The sequence below is a fragment of the Anoxybacillus sp. TBDG-1 genome, assembly GCF_054815885.1.
Window position 1 is genome coordinate 1 of the sequence record NZ_JBTZSY010000024.1, and the last position, 15,614, is coordinate 15,614.

The 15,614-nt window shown below is 41.4% G+C and carries 18 protein-coding genes and 1 other RNA gene; 14 read left to right on the plus strand and 5 right to left on the minus strand.

All coding sequences use genetic code 11. From position 1 onward, the window contains the following. A partial coding sequence (locus ACYQY7_RS08555; RefSeq protein WP_461201642.1) for an ISL3 family transposase occupies positions 1-328 on the plus strand: 328 nt, incomplete at its 5' end. A gap of 167 nt (positions 329-495) precedes the next feature. Here the strand turns inward: ACYQY7_RS08555 and ACYQY7_RS08560 are convergent. After that, positions 496-1,521, minus strand: a complete 1,026-nt coding sequence (locus ACYQY7_RS08560; RefSeq protein WP_461201643.1) for a hypothetical protein — start codon at positions 1,519-1,521, stop codon at positions 496-498. A 252-nt stretch (positions 1,522-1,773) separates the two neighbouring features. Between ACYQY7_RS08560 and secG the strand changes: the two genes are divergently transcribed. From secG to ACYQY7_RS08615, 11 genes are all read left to right on the plus strand, one after another. Beyond that, positions 1,774-2,007 (plus strand): preprotein translocase subunit SecG, encoded by a 234-nt coding sequence (gene secG / locus ACYQY7_RS08565; RefSeq protein ID WP_004892478.1) that lies wholly within the window; start codon positions 1,774-1,776, stop codon positions 2,005-2,007. 53 nt (positions 2,008-2,060) lie between these two features. Continuing rightward, positions 2,061-2,798, plus strand: a complete 738-nt coding sequence (locus tag ACYQY7_RS08570; protein WP_461201644.1) for an alpha/beta hydrolase — start codon at positions 2,061-2,063, stop codon at positions 2,796-2,798. A gap of 20 nt (positions 2,799-2,818) precedes the next feature. Then, positions 2,819-5,095 (plus strand): ribonuclease R, encoded by a 2,277-nt coding sequence (gene rnr / locus ACYQY7_RS08575; RefSeq protein ID WP_461201645.1) that lies wholly within the window; start codon positions 2,819-2,821, stop codon positions 5,093-5,095. A 78-nt stretch (positions 5,096-5,173) separates the two neighbouring features. Then, entirely contained in the window at positions 5,174-5,638 is a 465-nt protein-coding gene (smpB, locus tag ACYQY7_RS08580) for an SsrA-binding protein SmpB (protein WP_003399367.1), read from the plus strand. 95 nt (positions 5,639-5,733) lie between these two features. After that, positions 5,734-6,086: a transfer-messenger RNA gene (gene ssrA, locus ACYQY7_RS08585) on the plus strand. 185 nt (positions 6,087-6,271) lie between these two features. Further along, positions 6,272-7,201, plus strand: a complete 930-nt coding sequence (locus tag ACYQY7_RS08590) for an ABC transporter substrate-binding protein (RefSeq protein ID WP_461201646.1) — start codon at positions 6,272-6,274, stop codon at positions 7,199-7,201. Positions 7,202-7,219: 18 nt separating this feature from the next. After that, complete coding sequence (locus ACYQY7_RS08595; protein ID WP_461201647.1) at positions 7,220-8,254, plus strand: FecCD family ABC transporter permease; 1,035 nt, start codon at positions 7,220-7,222, stop codon at positions 8,252-8,254. Then, positions 8,241-9,032 (plus strand): ABC transporter ATP-binding protein, encoded by a 792-nt coding sequence (locus ACYQY7_RS08600; protein ID WP_461201648.1) that lies wholly within the window; start codon positions 8,241-8,243, stop codon positions 9,030-9,032. The genes ACYQY7_RS08595 and ACYQY7_RS08600 overlap by 14 nt, the downstream gene beginning before the upstream one ends. Positions 9,033-9,048: 16 nt before the next feature. Then, a complete protein-coding gene (locus ACYQY7_RS08605) occupies positions 9,049-9,552 on the plus strand; it encodes a HugZ family pyridoxamine 5'-phosphate oxidase (RefSeq protein WP_461201649.1) in 504 nt (167 codons plus the stop codon). Continuing rightward, complete coding sequence (locus tag ACYQY7_RS08610; protein WP_461201650.1) at positions 9,549-10,601, plus strand: Surface layer protein; 1,053 nt, start codon at positions 9,549-9,551, stop codon at positions 10,599-10,601. Before ACYQY7_RS08605 ends, ACYQY7_RS08610 begins: the two co-directional genes overlap by 4 nt. A 16-nt stretch (positions 10,602-10,617) precedes the next feature. Beyond that, positions 10,618-10,929, plus strand: a complete 312-nt coding sequence (locus ACYQY7_RS08615) for an antibiotic biosynthesis monooxygenase (RefSeq protein ID WP_461201651.1) — start codon at positions 10,618-10,620, stop codon at positions 10,927-10,929. 41 nt (positions 10,930-10,970) lie between these two features. Here the strand turns inward: ACYQY7_RS08615 and ACYQY7_RS08620 are convergent, their stop codons facing one another. From ACYQY7_RS08620 to ACYQY7_RS08630, 3 genes are all read right to left on the minus strand, one after another. Then, positions 10,971-11,141 carry a hypothetical protein gene (locus tag ACYQY7_RS08620; protein WP_003398351.1) on the minus strand — a complete coding sequence of 57 codons (171 nt, stop codon included), beginning with the start codon at positions 11,139-11,141 and terminating at the stop codon, positions 10,971-10,973. A gap of 111 nt (positions 11,142-11,252) precedes the next feature. Next, a complete protein-coding gene (locus tag ACYQY7_RS08625) occupies positions 11,253-11,576 on the minus strand; it encodes a spore coat protein (RefSeq protein WP_461201652.1) in 324 nt (107 codons plus the stop codon). A 13-nt stretch (positions 11,577-11,589) separates the two neighbouring features. After that, positions 11,590-11,841, minus strand: a complete 252-nt coding sequence (locus ACYQY7_RS08630; RefSeq protein ID WP_461201653.1) for a hypothetical protein — start codon at positions 11,839-11,841, stop codon at positions 11,590-11,592. 163 nt (positions 11,842-12,004) lie between these two features. On the opposite strand from ACYQY7_RS08630, the gene ACYQY7_RS08635 reads away from it, so the two are divergent. Continuing rightward, positions 12,005-12,922, plus strand: a complete 918-nt coding sequence (locus tag ACYQY7_RS08635) for a proline dehydrogenase family protein (RefSeq protein WP_461201654.1) — start codon at positions 12,005-12,007, stop codon at positions 12,920-12,922. Between the two features lie 18 nt (positions 12,923-12,940). On the opposite strand, the gene ACYQY7_RS08640 is transcribed toward ACYQY7_RS08635, so the two are convergent. Next, positions 12,941-13,087, minus strand: coding sequence for a YuzL family protein (locus ACYQY7_RS08640; RefSeq protein ID WP_461201655.1), 147 nt, complete (start codon positions 13,085-13,087; stop codon positions 12,941-12,943). 147 nt (positions 13,088-13,234) lie between these two features. Here ACYQY7_RS08640 and ACYQY7_RS08645 point away from each other — a divergent pair, with 147 nt between their 5' ends. Continuing rightward, positions 13,235-15,613 carry a 3-hydroxyacyl-CoA dehydrogenase/enoyl-CoA hydratase family protein gene (locus ACYQY7_RS08645; RefSeq protein ID WP_461201656.1) on the plus strand — a complete coding sequence of 793 codons (2,379 nt, stop codon included), beginning with the start codon at positions 13,235-13,237 and terminating at the stop codon, positions 15,611-15,613. Position 15,614 lies beyond the last annotated feature (1 nt).

Consider the following 15,614-nt stretch of genomic DNA (forward strand, 5'->3'; position numbering starts at 1 on the left):
CATTGCCTATTATCTGAAAGAGTTGTTTAGAGATTTTTACCGAACCGATGGATATAACGAAGCAAAGGAACGCTTGGAAGAATGGATTCAGTTAGCCAAACAGAGCCCTTTTGCTTCTTTTCAGGAAGTAGCCAACACGCTTGAAAGGTGGAAGGAGCCGATTCTTTCCTACTTTTTGTACCCATATACCAATGCCCGAATCGAGGGGACGAATCACAAGATCAAAAACATCAAACGCCGAGCATATGGCTATCGAAATCGAGAACGGTTTCGTTTGCGTGTATTTCTGGAGTGTACAGGGAACACTACAGGTAGTCAGGCTGCCTAAGCGCTCCCTTCTTCCGCTATCGGTATGATAGTTGGTAGAATGGAACCCGTCAAGGAAAGCACTTGACTGTTTCCATTCTACCAACTTCACGGTCTGTATGCGGAAGAAGGATCTTGGCTGATGAACCCATTTCATCCAGCTAACATGTTTCTGGGATTGAGTGGAAATCACAGAAAATGGTGAAGACCCTTAATTTTATTCCGATGCTCCTCTATTTGCTTTTCAATTGATTGAATTCCTCTGCGAATTTCGTCGTCAGACTTGTTAACATATTGTTTATAAAACCCTGAATGCTTTCCTCCGTTTTTCGCAATCTCAAAAGCTGCCCCTGCTCCTGTGGCGTTAAGCAACACCCCGCCTGCACCAATGGCAACGGAGCCTGTCGTCTCCATTACACCTGCGATGGTTGCTACCGCATGTCCAAATGCTTGTCCTGCTTTGTACGCTGTCGGATGTTTCCTGTAATCTGAGCGCTTTTGTACAACGTTTAACGTCATATCCGATAACGCTGCATCGCCTGCACCTGTGACAAACTCTTTTGTGCTTTCGATCGGATGTTTCTTAAAGCTGTGCCGTGATTGTTCTGTATGTTTCGCTACGGACAGAACAGTTTTTTCAGCACGTTGTCCTATGTTCATTATATCATGAGCAGATTGTTTAACAGCAAGTCCTGTCTTCTTTTCTAGTTGGTGAACACCGTGTTCAAGCGTTTTTTCTGTATCTTTCAACGTTTGTTTAACAGAACGAACAGCTTCAGATGTCGCTTTTTTTACATCATGAACGATATGTTTCGTCACTCGTTCGGCTTTCTTTTCCGCCTCATGAAACGCTTTTTGCGCTTTCTGACTAATATGTAGCGTGTCTTTGATCGCCTGTTTCGTTATTTGCTCCACTTTCTTTTCTACATGGTTGATCGTTTGATGTACGGATTTTTCTGCTTTTTTTATATCATTGGTGATGTGTTTTCCTGCTTTCTCCATTTGTTTCTCTGCTTGTTGAAAAGCTTCTTTTGCTTTTTGGCTAATTTGAATTGTATCTTTTACGATTTGTTTAGTGACAGATTCCGCTTTCTTTTCTGCTTGTTGAATCGTCTTTTCTACCTTTTTGAAGTCGTTGGCAACATGTTTCGTCGTCTGTTCGATCTTTTTACTGACTGAATGCCCCCATTTATTTAATGAACTCCAAAAAGACATATTCTTTGTTCCTCCATTCCTCATATGACCAAATCATCTCAGTTTTCACACATTTACTATAACATGAGATTTATGGGGGGGGGCAACAAAATGTTTTCGACAAATTTTGCAATCTTTCTGTGTTTTTTTAGCATATGATTTGTCTAATGTTTTTGATAAAGTTTTATCCTGTATCTTTTCGTCCGTTGTACAAATGAATCGTGTTATGTTAAAATAAAACTATTGTGATGTGCGTCGTTGGAGGTGTGAGGTATGCATGCGTTTCTTGTTACGTTACTTGTAATTGTTTGTATTGGAATCATTGCGGTTGTTTTATTGCAATCCGGTCGAAGTGCAGGGCTTTCTGGTGCGATTACCGGCGGTGCCGAGCAATTGTTTGGCAAACAGAAAGCGCGCGGTATTGATGCGGTGTTACACCGTCTGACTGTTGTGCTTGCGGTGTTGTTTTTCGTATTAACAGTAGCTGTCACTTATTTTGAACTGTAACAGCGGTCCAGCGATGTGGATCGCTTTTTTCGTGGAGAAAGGAGGAATCATTTGTGAAACTTGTTGCACCACAACCGTTTACGTTTGAAGCTGGTGAACGCGCTGTCTTATTATTGCACGGATTTACAGGGAATTCTGCCGATGTGCGGATGCTTGGGCGTTTTTTACAATCAAAAGGATATACGTGCCACGCCCCAATTTATAAAGGACATGGCGTGCCGCCAGAGGAGCTCGTTCATACCGGTCCGGAAGATTGGTGGCAAGATGTGATAAACGCTTACGAATATTTAAAACAAACCCATGAAAAAATCGCTGTTGTTGGATTATCGCTTGGCGGTGTGTTTTCGTTAAAACTTGGCTATACTGTTCCTGTCGTTGGCATCGTGCCGATGTGTGCCCCGATGTATATCAAAAGCGAACAGACGATGTATGAAGGAGTTTTAGCATACGCTCGCGAATATAAAAAGCGAGAAGGAAAAAGCGAGGAGCAAATCGAGCGCGAAATGGCGGAGTTTGCGAAAACGCCGATGAAAACATTGAAAGCACTGCAACAACTCATTGCTGATGTGCGCGATCATTTAGATTTCATTTATGCGCCTGTTTTTGTTGTACAAGCGCGTCATGATGACATGATTAACCCAGATAGTGCAAATATTATTTATAACGGCGTTGAATCTCCGATCAAACAAATAAAATGGTATGAGGAGTCAGGACACGTCATTACGCTTGATAAAGAAAAAGAACAGCTTCATGAAGACATTTATGCATTTTTAGAATCATTAGATTGGTAATCCTCGAAAGGAGGAAGTAAATGAAGGAAAAATTATTATCGTTTATGCGTGATGAAGCGTATAAACCGCTTACGGTGCAAGAATTAGAAGAAGCGTTTCATATTACGGACGCTGCCGAATTTAAAGAGCTTGTGAAAGCGCTCGTCGCGCTTGAAGAAGAAGGATTGATCGTCCGGACGAGAAGCAATCGGTATGGATTGCCGGAGAAAATGAACTTAATTCGCGGCAAAGTGACAGGTCATGCGAAAGGTTTTGCGTTTGTCGTCCCAGAAGATCCAACGCTTGATGACATTTTTATTCCACCGTCGGAATTGAAAAATGCGATGCATGGCGACACCGTTCTTGTGCGCGTGAACGGACAGCCAACAGGCGCGCGTCAAGAAGGGACGATCGTCCGCATTATTGAGCGGGGCATTACAGAAGTTGTCGGCACGTATACAGAAAGCAAAAACTTTGGCTTTGTTATTCCAGACGATAAAAAAATCGTCAACGACATTTTTATTCCGAAACATGCCGCAAACGGTGCGGTCGAAGGGCATAAAGTTGTCGTTCGTTTAACGACGTATCCGGAAGGACGCATTAGCGCAGAAGGGGAAGTTATTAAAATTTTAGGGCATAAAAACGATCCGGGGGTCGATATTTTATCGATCATTCATAAACATGGATTGCCGCTCCAATTCCCAGAAGACGTCCTTGAACATGCGAACAGCATTCCGGATACGATTTCGGAAGGAGATTTACAAGGACGGCGTGATTTGCGTAACGAAATGATTGTCACGATCGACGGTGAAGACGCAAAAGATTTAGACGATGCGGTGACTGTAACGAAATTAGAAAACGGAAACTATAAACTCGGTGTTCATATTGCTGATGTCAGTTATTATGTTACAGAAGGGTCGCCGATTGACCGCGAAGCATATGAGCGCGGAACGAGCGTTTATTTAGTTGACCGCGTCATTCCGATGATTCCGCATCGTTTATCGAATGGCATTTGCTCGCTCAATCCGAAAGTCGATCGGTTAACGTTATCGTGTGAAATGGAAATCAATGACCGTGGCGAAGTCGTTCACCATGAAATTTTCCAAAGCGTCATTCGCACGACCGAACGTATGACGTATTCTGATGTAAACCGCATTCTCGTGGATCGTGACGAGGCACTGCGAGAAAAATATGCTTCGCTTGTGCCAATGTTTGAGTTAATGGCAGAATTAGCGGATATTTTACGAAATAAACGAATGAAACGCGGTGCGATTGATTTTGATTTTAAAGAAGCAAAAGTGCTTGTCGATGAAAATGGGAAGCCTTATGATGTCGTCTTGCGTGAACGTTCCGTTGCCGAACGATTAATCGAAGAATTTATGCTAGCAGCGAACGAAACGATTGCTGAACATTTCCATTGGATGAACGTGCCGTTTATTTACCGCGTACACGAAGACCCAAAACCAGAGAAGTTGCAGCGCTTTTTAGAGTTTATTACGAATTTCGGCTATATTGTCAAAGGAACAGGAAACGAAATTCATCCGCGCGCCTTGCAAGAAGTGTTGGAAGCGGTACGTGGCGAGCCAGAAGAAATGGTCGTATCAACCGTCATGCTTCGGTCGATGAAGCAAGCGCGTTATGACGCCGAAAGTCTCGGTCACTATGGACTATCAACGGAGTTTTATACGCACTTTACATCACCGATTCGCCGCTACCCAGACTTAATTGTCCATCGCCTTATTCGCACGTATTTAATTAACGGGCAAATCGACGAACAAACGCAGCAAAAATGGGCGGAGAAGCTTCCGGAAATTGCGGAGCATACATCAAATATGGAGCGCCGTGCGGTAGAAGCAGAGCGTGAAACAGACGATTTGAAGAAGACGGAGTTTATGGAAGATAAAATTGGCCTGGAGTTTGACGGCATTATTAGCTCGGTGACAAACTTTGGACTGTTTGTCGAACTGCCAAACACAGTCGAAGGGCTTGTGCACGTCAGCTATTTAACAGACGATTACTACCATTATGACGAGCAACACTATGCAATGATTGGCGAACGGACGGGGAAAGTGTATCGCATCGGTGACGAGATTACGGTGCGCGTCATTAACGTCAATAAAGAGGAGCGCATCGTCGATTTTGAAATTGTCGGCATGAAAGGGCGAAAAAACAAACGACCGAAAGCTTCGCCAGTCGTCATTGAAGGGAAGCGGAAAAAGAAAAAAGAGGAACAATGGCCGACGAAAAAAACGAAAAAAGGAAAAAAGTTTTTCGAAGACATCCCAAACATGAAAAAGAAGAAAAAGAAAAAACGATAAGAAAAGCCTCGAGAACGGAGGCTTTTCCTTTCTTATCATTTTTGTTAAAATATTCGTTGTCTGAAGGGAGGGAAACAAATGCCAAAAGGGGAAGGTAAGCTCATTGCGCAAAATAAAAAAGCGCACCACGATTATTTTATTGAAGAAACGTACGAAGCAGGACTTGTGTTGCAAGGAACGGAAATTAAGTCGATTCGTGCAGGTAAGGTGAACTTAAAAGATTCATTCGCAAAAGTGGAAAAGGGCGAAGTGTTTTTACATAATATGCATATTAGCCCGTATGAACAAGGCAATCGCTACAATCACGATCCGTTGCGGACGCGCAAATTATTGCTTCACCGCCGCGAAATTAATAAGTTGATCGGTTATACGAAAGAACAAGGCTATACACTTGTCCCGCTCAAGCTATATATAAAAGACGGTTTCGCGAAATTGTTGTTAGGTGTTGGCAAAGGAAAGAAAAAATACGACAAACGAGAAGATATGAAAAAGAAAGAAGCCCAACGCGAAGTCGAACGCGCTTTCCGCGAACGTCAGAAATAATCCAATATGTTACAATTGCAAAACAGAGGAAATGTGGTATAATAAAAAGTGTCAGCCAGTTGTAGAAGCTTAAGCTATTTCGTACGTTTCTCTACGGGGACGTTACGGATTCGACAGGGGTAGATCGAGCTTAAGCTGCGAGCCGAGGGGATCGTCCTCGTAAAAACGTCACTTAAAGATAACTGGCAAAGAAAACTACGCTTTAGCTGCTTAATTTATGCGGCTAGCTCCTACCGCCATCGCCCATGTGGCGGCCTAGGGGTTCATAACAAGTGGGCTACGCCCAAGTCCGCCGTCTGAGGACGCGGGAAGAGAACAATCAGACTAGCTGCTCGGATGCCTGTCGGTAGGCGGAAGATGCAGCGAAACGTAAATATACCGACTACGCTCGTAGATGCTTAAGTGGCGATATCTCTGGACGTGGGTTCGACTCCCACCGTCTCCATAATATTTAGTCACTATGAAAGCGACTGCATACGCGGTCGTTTTTTTATTTTTGATTTAGAAATTACGTGTGTTTTTATCGTTTATACCTTTAAAATACAAAAAAATAATTGACAAAGATTATCAATATCATTATCATATTATTTGTAAATGATAATGATAATCATTAAAAAGAAAGGAGAAGAAAAAATGAGGAAGTTGCTTTCTTACATGCTGTCGCTATGTTTGCTTATCGGTTTATTTACCTTTACAGGCGGAACGGCTGAAGCATCAACACGCATAACAATTAAAGATTTGGCAGGGCGAACGGTGACGTTTGATCGCACACCACAACGTGTCGTCGTATTAAGCCCTGGGGATTTACATACGCTTCAAGCGCTCGGTGTACAAGTGGTTGGGAGACCAACTTCTGCGACCCCTGTTGATGCGAGCTTGCAATCAGTACCACAGGTAGGAAACATTCATCAACCAAACTTTGAAAAAATCGTTAGTTTACAACCGGACGTCGTTATTGCAAGTACATCTTTTTTAGGGCATATTCAAAAAGCAGAATCATTGGGATTGAAATTCGTTATCACTTCTGGTAGTTCCGTTAATGATATTAAATTAACCATTGCATTATTAGGAAAATTGTTTAACAAAACACAAAAAGCGAAAGTGTTAGTTGGAAAGATTGATAGCAAAGTAAAAAAATATAGCAAAACAAAGACAAAGGTACGTGCCGTCATTTTATTCGGTTCAGGCGCTAGTTCCCTCGTTGCTTTACCAACATCATTTTCTGGTGATGTATTAGCAAAAGCGGGTGGAGAAAATATTGCTGCAAGCTTCTCGCAACTGAAAGATTTTCCGGGTTACGCCAACTTAAGTACAGAACGTATTATCGCAAGCAATCCTGATGTCATTTTCATTATTACACATGCGAACCATGCAGAAACGAAAAAAGCGATGATTAAATTAATGTCAACAAGCTCATGGCGCAATTTAGATGCAGTAAAAAATAAAAATGTTGTATTTTTACCGAGTGAACTATTTGCAGCAAGCCCTGGTGTGAAAATTACTGACGCATTAGACCATATGAATAAAGAGTTGTTAAAAGTGCGAGCGAAAATGAAAAAGTAATAGATGAGGGATGACATAATGCAAACGCTTCTTAGCGAAATACGAGAAAGAAAACATCCTTATGCGAAAAGAAGGGTATGGACGTTCGTTTTCCTTCTCATCTCGATCGTATTTGTATGTCTATATTCTGTCATTACAGGAAGTGTGAAGCTACAATTGTATGAAGTTTGGGAAGGACTTAAAGGGGAAAAGGATTCCATGTTTTATACGATCGTATGGGATCTACGATTACCGAGGACGATCGTTGGTTTAATTGTCGGCATGTGTTTAGCTGTTTCAGGAACAATTATGCAAGGGGTGATGAAAAATCCGCTCGCTGATCCCGGCATTATTGGCGTATCGTCGGGAGCAGCTTTAATGGCTGTTATTATTACAATTTTATTGCCGCAATACATCGTGCTGTTGCCACTTGCCGCGTTTGTTGGAGGATTTATTACGGCAATGCTTATTTATGCTCTAGCGTGGCAAGGTGGTTCATCGATCGCAAGAATTATTTTAGTCGGGGTGGCTATCAATGCGATTATCGGTGCAACGATGAGCGCCATTATGTTGCTGTACAGCGATCGCGTGCAAGCTGTTCTCCCTTGGATGGCAGGCGTCATTTCAGGAGCGACAATGGAGCAGGCGAAGTTGCTTGTGTTTTACAGCATCCCAGGCTTTATTTTGTCGATCCTTGCTATTCGCCACATTCGTATTCTCCATTTAGGTGATGAGATGGCGAAACTGTTAGGGCATCATGTTGAACGTTCTCGTTTCCTTTTAATTGTAATTAGCACCTTTTTAACGGGAATTGCTGTTAGTGTTTCCGGGCTTATTGGCTTTATTGGTCTTGTTGTTCCGCATATGATTCGACTTATTGTTGGAAATGATGATCGATTTGTGTTGCCGTTATCAGCATTAGGCGGCGGGGTGTTTCTCGTATTTGCTGATACAATTGCACGCAGTTGGTTTGATCCCATTGAACTGCCAGTTGGTTTATTACTGTCATTTTTAGGAGGTCCATTCTTTTTATATATTCTCCATAAAAGGGGGAATGTGCGTGCTTTCGGCTAAATATGTCACATATCAACATTCCGATCATTTTTCGATCGAGGATGTTCACATTGACATTCAAAAAGGAGAAATCGTCAGTTTGATTGGACCGAATGGCTCCGGGAAATCGACGCTTCTTCGTCTTCTTTCCCATGTGTTAAAGCCAATCGGTGGAACAGTTTTGCTCGATGGAAGTGAAATTCATACGTTAAGTCGCAAGGCGATCGCCAAAAAAATGGCGATGTTGCCACAAACGAACAATCATCAATTGGATATGACGGTTCGGGAACTTGTTGAATTTGGTAGAAACCCTCATAAAGGTTGGTTTCAATCGTTAAACAACGAAGATGAGCAAGTTATTCGTTGGGCATTAGAAATGACAAGCTTGCAATCGTATGAATATCGCTTCTTACATTCTTTGTCCGGAGGAGAGCGTCAGCGTGCATGGATTGCGATGGCGCTGGCGCAACGACCTGAAGTGCTATTGCTTGATGAACCGACAACATATTTAGATATTTCGCACCAGTTGGAAGTGATGGAGCTCATTCGAATGTTAAATGAACAATTAGGAATGACAGTCGTCATGGTTTTACATGACATTAATCAAGCGGCACAATATAGCGATCGAATGATTGTGATGAAAGACGGAAAAATTCAATATGATGATCGCACGCAATGTGTAATTTGTAAGCAAATGTTCCAAGATATATTTGGCATTGACGTAGATATTCGCTATGAAGGGGATAAGCCATTTTTTATTCCTATCCGAAAAACGTGTCACATTCCATGCTTAACGTAGAAAAGGTGAGAAAACATTGGAAGAGAAAAAAAGAGAGCGCTATGTGCAGTTTGTGAAACAATGTAAAACAATGATGATCAGTACAATAGATGAACATGGCGAGCCGTTTATTAGTTATGCTCCCTTTGTGATGGATAAAAGTCATTTTTACATTTTTATTAGCCGGACGGCTGAACATTTTCAATATATTGAACGTAATGAGCGAGTTTCGGTATTGTTGATTGCCGATGAAGCAGCATCAGCCAATTTGTTTGCACGAGAGCGCGTTCGATTCACGTGCGAGCCAACTCACATTGGCAACAACGGAAATAATCATATTTTTGCTCAGTTTGAAAATATTCATGGAAAACAGATCATTGATTTATTAAGAAGTATGGACTTTTCACTTTTTCAACTCACCCCGATCGTGGGACGTTACGTTGTTGGTTTTGGGCAAGCGTTTGATGTCGATTTAAACGGTGAACGCTTTACGCATGTAATTGTGGATAAAAGTGAAGAAGGGAGACTTGAGGGGCAATGAGTACGAAAAGATTTATAAATATGACGGTCATTGGTTTTATCTTTTTTAGTTTGCTTCTTTCTTTTCAGCCAATTGTTTCAGAAGCGAAAACAAATGTAGTAACAATCGTCAACGAAGCGAAAACGCAAATGAAAAAAGCCCATACAACGTATACAGCATATGTTCAAAAAAAAGGGAGCATCCCGCCACATGCGACCGTTTTAGCTGAGTATAAAAAGGCACATCAGTTATATGTACAAGCGAAACAAGCTGTTCAAAAGTCCGCTGGGAAAGAGAAGAAAAAATATATTAGTGAGTTAGACGGTGCGTATAAAGCGTATATGGCTAAACGGGTCATTCCGTATTTGAATGCTTCTATTGTGTTTGAAGGATCTGAAAAGATGAGAATGGCTTTGGAGCAAGCAATTGTTGATGAAGATATGGATGCGTTGCAAGCAGCACATAAACAGCTGCAAGTATACGTGCAAAGTCGTCAGCTTCGCGTATATAACCATGTATTCGAAACGAATATTCGGAAACTGCTTTTAGAGGAATTTTCAAAAAGTAAAGCGCTCTATGATAAATATGCAAATGATGTGAAAGTATACGAGCAATTATTAAAAGCGAATGAATATCTCGAAGATGGGAAGATCGCTGAAGCAAAAAAAGCACTTGATGTAGTGAAAGGATTGTTATCCAAGCTATCGGATACGTTCCGAGCAGATTTAACAAATGAGTATCACAATTTATTAGAAGTATATAACGATTTAATTACTCCCCCTGTAGCCGAGTTAGATTATGTTGAAGCAACAAACGGTACACTTACATTATATTTTGATATTCCTGTTTCTTCGTTAACTGCAGAAAATATAAAAATCATGTTTGCGATTAATAAAGGGGAGGAACAAGTTGTTCAGCCGTTAACGATTACGTTAAGTGATGATCGAACAATGGCTACGATTACAGTTCCGATGATCTTACAAACGGATCAGGAACAATCTGTTGTATATGCAGTTGAGTATGCAGGGAAAAAAGTAACTGCTGATCCTTTCGCAGTTTCAAAAAAATAAAAGGGAGAGATGACACATGTACGTTGTTACAAATGCTATTCGTGTAAAAAAAGGATATGCTTCACAACTTGTTGAGCGATTTAAAGAAAGAAAAGGTATTGAGCAATCACCAGGGTTTATTCGCTTAGAATTGCATGTTACACAAGGGCTTGAAGATCGCGATGAAGTACGTGTATGCACAACGTGGGAAAATAAAGAATGTTTTGAGGCTTGGACAAAAAGTGAAGCATTTCGTAAAGCGCATGAACATAAGTCTAAAGATCGTCCTGACTATGTGCTTGGAAATGAAATGTTTTCATATGAAGTCGCCCTTTCTTTTCAAGCGTAGAAAAAACGCTAGGGAGCAATCGGCTCTCTAGCGTTTTATATTTAATAATACCATCCGCCATACGGATAAAACGGATACGGACGCGGTGGATAATAATATGGGCGTGGTGGATAAAACGGATAAGGCGTTAATGCGCTGCCGAGCAATCCTCCTAAAAATCCCCCGAAAAACGGTGCACCAAAAAAGCCGAAAAACGGTCTGCGACCATACATTGAGCATTCCCTCCTCTAAATTCATCATTACATTAACACGATATGCGAGGCGTTTGTCCAATGGTTGGGCTCATCATAAGAAAAACCGACTGCATAAGCAGCCGGCTTTTCTTATTGCATCATATTGTTGTATGGAAATTGGCTCGCATATCCTTGAAATTGTCGATACGACTGTTGCAGTTTTTGTTGATCCGCTTGTTCGAGTGCATACCATCCTTTTTTGAACATCAAATTGTACAATTCGCGTTGACAGTTTTGTGTTTCGGTAAACATATGCAAAATTTCGTCATACAAATGTTGATGACTTGCTTCGTTTAAAAACGTACAATAACTGTCTGTCATATATTTTTCAGTCGATAACATATCATTAATAAAATCGCGATCGTTCATTTGTGGCGTTTTTGGAATTTGTGTTTCTGGATTTTGCACTTTCATGTCATGTCCTCCTTTATTGCACGTGAGCAGATGGTTGCAATTGATGTAACAATTGCTGATAATGACGCTGATGCATTTGTCCGACGCGCTCAATCGCTTGTTTAATTTCTTGATCTTGGCATTGAGAAGCAAAAAAATGGGCTTTTTTCATCGCAAGCAAATTCCATGAGAGCGCATCCGTTAAATAAAGGGCGTCTTTTGTTGAAATCATTTCAGGCGGTTGAGCCGACATTGCCTGTTGTTGCATGTTCATTTGATGTTGCATGATCATCCCTCCATATAAAATCATGTTCGACTGTATATTGCCCACGTGTTGTATAGTTATACGTATGTAGACAAAAAATACGATTATTCGACAAAAACATATTCAAGTGATTGAAAACGTGTTACAATACGGGTGGATGCGCTTGCAAAGGGAGGAATCAATGATGGAGCAACTCATGCGCGACTTTTTCTTATTTTTGTCAAAAAATAAAGCGTTAACAAAATTAGCGAAGCGGTACGGTCTTCGTTTCGGTGCATCGCGTTTTGTAGCGGGAGAAACAATCGAACAGGCAGTGGAAGTTATTAAAGAACTCAATCGTAAAGGACTAGCGGTCACGATCGACTACTTAGGGGAATTTGTTGATAACGAGCAAGAAGCGAATGAAATGGCCAACCATTCCATTGAGGCGATTCGTGCGATTGGTGAAAATAAATTAAATTCACAACTATCACTAAAAATGACATCGATGGGACTGGACATTTCTGATGAGCTTGTGATGAAAAATATGCGTCGCATTTTAGATGAAGCAAAAGCTTATGGTGTATTTGTGACAATTGATATGGAAGACTATTCTCGTTGCCAAAAAACGATCGATATTTTTAAACAGTTGAAAAAAGAGTATGACAATGTCGGAACTGTATTGCAAGCATATTTGTATCGGACAGAAAAAGACATTGAAGATTTAAACGCATATCATCCGAACTTGCGCCTTGTGAAAGGGGCGTATAAAGAGTCACCAGAAGTCGCTTTTCCAGATAAGAAAGATGTAGATGAAAACTTTAAAAAGATGATTAAAATGCATTTATTAAATGGCAACTACACAGCTGTTGCGACACACGATGATGCGATTATTGAATATACGAAACAGCTCGTGAAAGAACATAACATTCCAAACAATCAATTTGAATTCCAAATGTTATACGGCATTCGTCCAGAGCGACAAGAACAATTAGTGCGCGAAGGCTATACGATGCGTGTCTACGTTCCATATGGGACGGATTGGTATGGCTATTTTATGCGTCGTCTAGCGGAACGTCCAGCCAATGTGGCGTTTGTGTTAAAAGGCATATTCAAAAAATAAAGGTGGACATCTCCACCTTTATTCATTTCCCATATTTTCTTTCCCGTATTGTTGATTTTGGCTCGTCTTTTTTCCGCCACCATCACGTTCTACCGTTGGTTCTGCATTTCCTTTTACGCTTGCAGCACTTACACCTGCTTTTGATGGGTGTTTTTTCATTTTCATCGCCATTCACCTCCTTTCGTATCATTTCCTAAATCGTTGACAAAATTCGTTACATTTATTTGTTGCGAAAATTTGAAATATAATTTATATTTAAGATAAAGGAAAAATGAATGACCATTCATTCAATCGGGATAAGGGGGAAGGAGAATGCGAATTAAAAAAGCAGCTGTTCTCGGTTCCGGTGTTATGGGATCGGGGATTGCGGCACATTTAGCGAACGTCGGCATTCCGACATTGTTGTTAGACATTGTACCGAAAGAGTTGACAGCCGAGGAAAAAGCAAAAGGGTGGACGCTTGAACATAAACAAGTACGCAATCGCATTGTCAATCAAGCGGTCGAACGCTTACTGAAGCAAAAGCCAGCACCGCTTATGTCAAAAGCGAACTTAGCATTGATCGAAGTCGGTAACTTTGAAGATGACTTTCATCGCTTAGCGGAATGTGATTGGATCATTGAAGTCGTTGTTGAACGGCTTGATGTGAAGAAAAGTGTGTTTGAAAAAGTTGATGAAGTGAGAAAGCAAGGAAGTATCGTCAGCTCAAACACGTCCGGCATTTCCATCGAAGCGATGGCAGAAGGACGCTCGGACGATTTTAAAAAGCATTTTTTAGGCACGCACTTTTTTAATCCGCCACGCTATTTAAAACTATTAGAAGTCATTCCGACAAAGTACACTGATCCAGCTGTTGTTGTGTTTATGAAACAATTTGGTGAAAACGTGCTCGGGAAAGGGGTCGTTCTCGCGAAAGATACGCCAAACTTTATCGCCAATCGGATCGGAACGTACGGCTTGCTTGTGACGGTACGTGAAATGGTGAAAGGTGGCTATAGCGTAGGTGAGGTCGATTCTGTAACGGGTCCGTTAATCGGCCGTCCGAAAAGCGCAACGTTCCGCACGCTTGATGTTGTTGGATTAGATACGTTTATTCATGTGGCTAACAATGTGTTTGAAAAAGTAGAAGGCGAAGAAAAAGAAGTATTTGCTGTTCCAGCTTTTATGAAAACGATGGTTGAAAAAGGATGGCTTGGCAGCAAATCAGGGCAAGGATTTTTCTATAAAAAAGGAAAAGACATTTTTGAATTAAATTACGAAACGCTTGAGTATGAACCGACGAAAAAATTAAAGGCACCGTCTGTTGAAATGAGCAAACAAGCAAAAGGAACAGCGAATAAATTGAAAGCGCTTGTATATGCGAATGACCGCGCAGGACAATTGCTTTGGAACATTTTAAGCCCAACGTTATTATATTCGGCTGAACTGCTTGGAGAAATCGCAGATGACATCGTAGCGATTGACCGTGCGATGAAATGGGGTTTTGGGTGGGAGCTCGGTCCTTTTGAAACGTGGGATGCAATCGGCGTGAAGCAGTCTGTTGAAAAAATGAAAGCCGAAGGTCGCCAAGTACCATCATGGGTCGAAGAGATGCTAGCAGGTGGACACGAAACGTTTTATAAGCGTGAACATGGACGCGTATCATATTACGATCGCGGACAATACAAGTCGATTGAAGAAAACGAAAAAGTCATTCACATTCAGCGCTTAAAAGAGCAAAAAGGGGTTATTAAGAAAAATAGCGGCGCGAGTTTAATTGACCTTGGCGATGATGTAGCATTACTTGAATTTCATTCGCCAAACAACGCCATTGGCTTGGACATTATCCAAATGATTAACTATGCGTTAGAAGAAGTTGATCGCAACTATAAAGGACTTGTTATCGGAAATCAAGGGAAAAACTTTTGCGTCGGTGCGAACCTTGCGATGATCTTAATGGAAGCACAAGACGATAACTATTTTGAAATTGAAATGGTCGTTCGTCAATTCCAGCAAGCGATGATGAATATAAAATATAGCTCAAAACCAGTCGTTGCAGCACCATTTGCGATGACGCTTGGCGGTGGAACGGAAATTTGCTTGCCAACTTCACGCATTCAGGCAGCTGCAGAAACATATATGGGGCTCGTTGAAGTCGGCGTCGGTCTCATTCCGGGCGGCGGTGGAAATAAAGAGCTATACATTAAACATTTAAGCGGCATGCCGAACGGTGTGGAATTTGATCTACAAAAAGTTGCAAATAAAGTGTTTGAAACAATTGCAATGGCGAAAGTATCAACGTCTGCCGCGGAAGCGCGTGAATTGAATTTCTTAAATGAACAAGATGGCATTTCTATCAATGGCGATCATCTCATTCATGACGCAAAACAAGCGGTATTAGCGTTATATGAGAGCGGATACAAACCGCCAGTGCGCAAAAAAATTCCGGTTGTCGGGGAAACGGGATATGCGACGTTGTTGCTTGGTGCGCAAGGAATGCATCATTCAGGCTATATTTCGGAGCATGATTTAAAAATCGCGAAAAAGCTTGCATACGTCATCGCTGGTGGAAGTGTGCCGTACGGAACGGAAGTGGACGAACAATATTTGCTTGATTTAGAGCGCGAAGCATTTTTAAGCCTTGTCGGCGAGCCGAAGACGCAAGCGCGCATGCAACATATGCTTCTCAAAGGAAAACCGTTAAGAAACTAAG

Bases quoted from the DNA above. Each gene is read 5' to 3' on its own strand.
- ACYQY7_RS08560 (WP_461201643.1), bottom strand. From the start codon at position 1,521: ATGTCTTTTTGGAGTTCATTAAATAAATGGGGGCATTCAGTCAGTAAA.
- secG (WP_004892478.1), top strand. From the start codon at position 1,774: ATGCATGCGTTTCTTGTTACGTTACTTGTAATTGTTTGTATTGGAATC.
- rnr (WP_461201645.1), top strand. From the start codon at position 2,819: ATGAAGGAAAAATTATTATCGTTTATGCGTGATGAAGCGTATAAACCG.
- smpB (WP_003399367.1), top strand. From the start codon at position 5,174: ATGCCAAAAGGGGAAGGTAAGCTCATTGCGCAAAATAAAAAAGCGCAC.
- ACYQY7_RS08590 (WP_461201646.1), top strand. From the start codon at position 6,272: ATGAGGAAGTTGCTTTCTTACATGCTGTCGCTATGTTTGCTTATCGGT.
- ACYQY7_RS08595 (WP_461201647.1), top strand. From the start codon at position 7,220: ATGCAAACGCTTCTTAGCGAAATACGAGAAAGAAAACATCCTTATGCG.
- ACYQY7_RS08610 (WP_461201650.1), top strand. From the start codon at position 9,549: ATGAGTACGAAAAGATTTATAAATATGACGGTCATTGGTTTTATCTTT.
- ACYQY7_RS08615 (WP_461201651.1), top strand. From the start codon at position 10,618: ATGTACGTTGTTACAAATGCTATTCGTGTAAAAAAAGGATATGCTTCA.
- ACYQY7_RS08620 (WP_003398351.1), bottom strand. From the start codon at position 11,141: ATGTATGGTCGCAGACCGTTTTTCGGCTTTTTTGGTGCACCGTTTTTC.
- ACYQY7_RS08625 (WP_461201652.1), bottom strand. From the start codon at position 11,576: ATGAAAGTGCAAAATCCAGAAACACAAATTCCAAAAACGCCACAAATG.
- ACYQY7_RS08630 (WP_461201653.1), bottom strand. From the start codon at position 11,841: ATGCAACATCAAATGAACATGCAACAACAGGCAATGTCGGCTCAACCG.
- ACYQY7_RS08635 (WP_461201654.1), top strand. From the start codon at position 12,005: ATGGAGCAACTCATGCGCGACTTTTTCTTATTTTTGTCAAAAAATAAA.
- ACYQY7_RS08640 (WP_461201655.1), bottom strand. From the start codon at position 13,087: ATGAAAATGAAAAAACACCCATCAAAAGCAGGTGTAAGTGCTGCAAGC.
- ACYQY7_RS08645 (WP_461201656.1), top strand. From the start codon at position 13,235: ATGCGAATTAAAAAAGCAGCTGTTCTCGGTTCCGGTGTTATGGGATCG.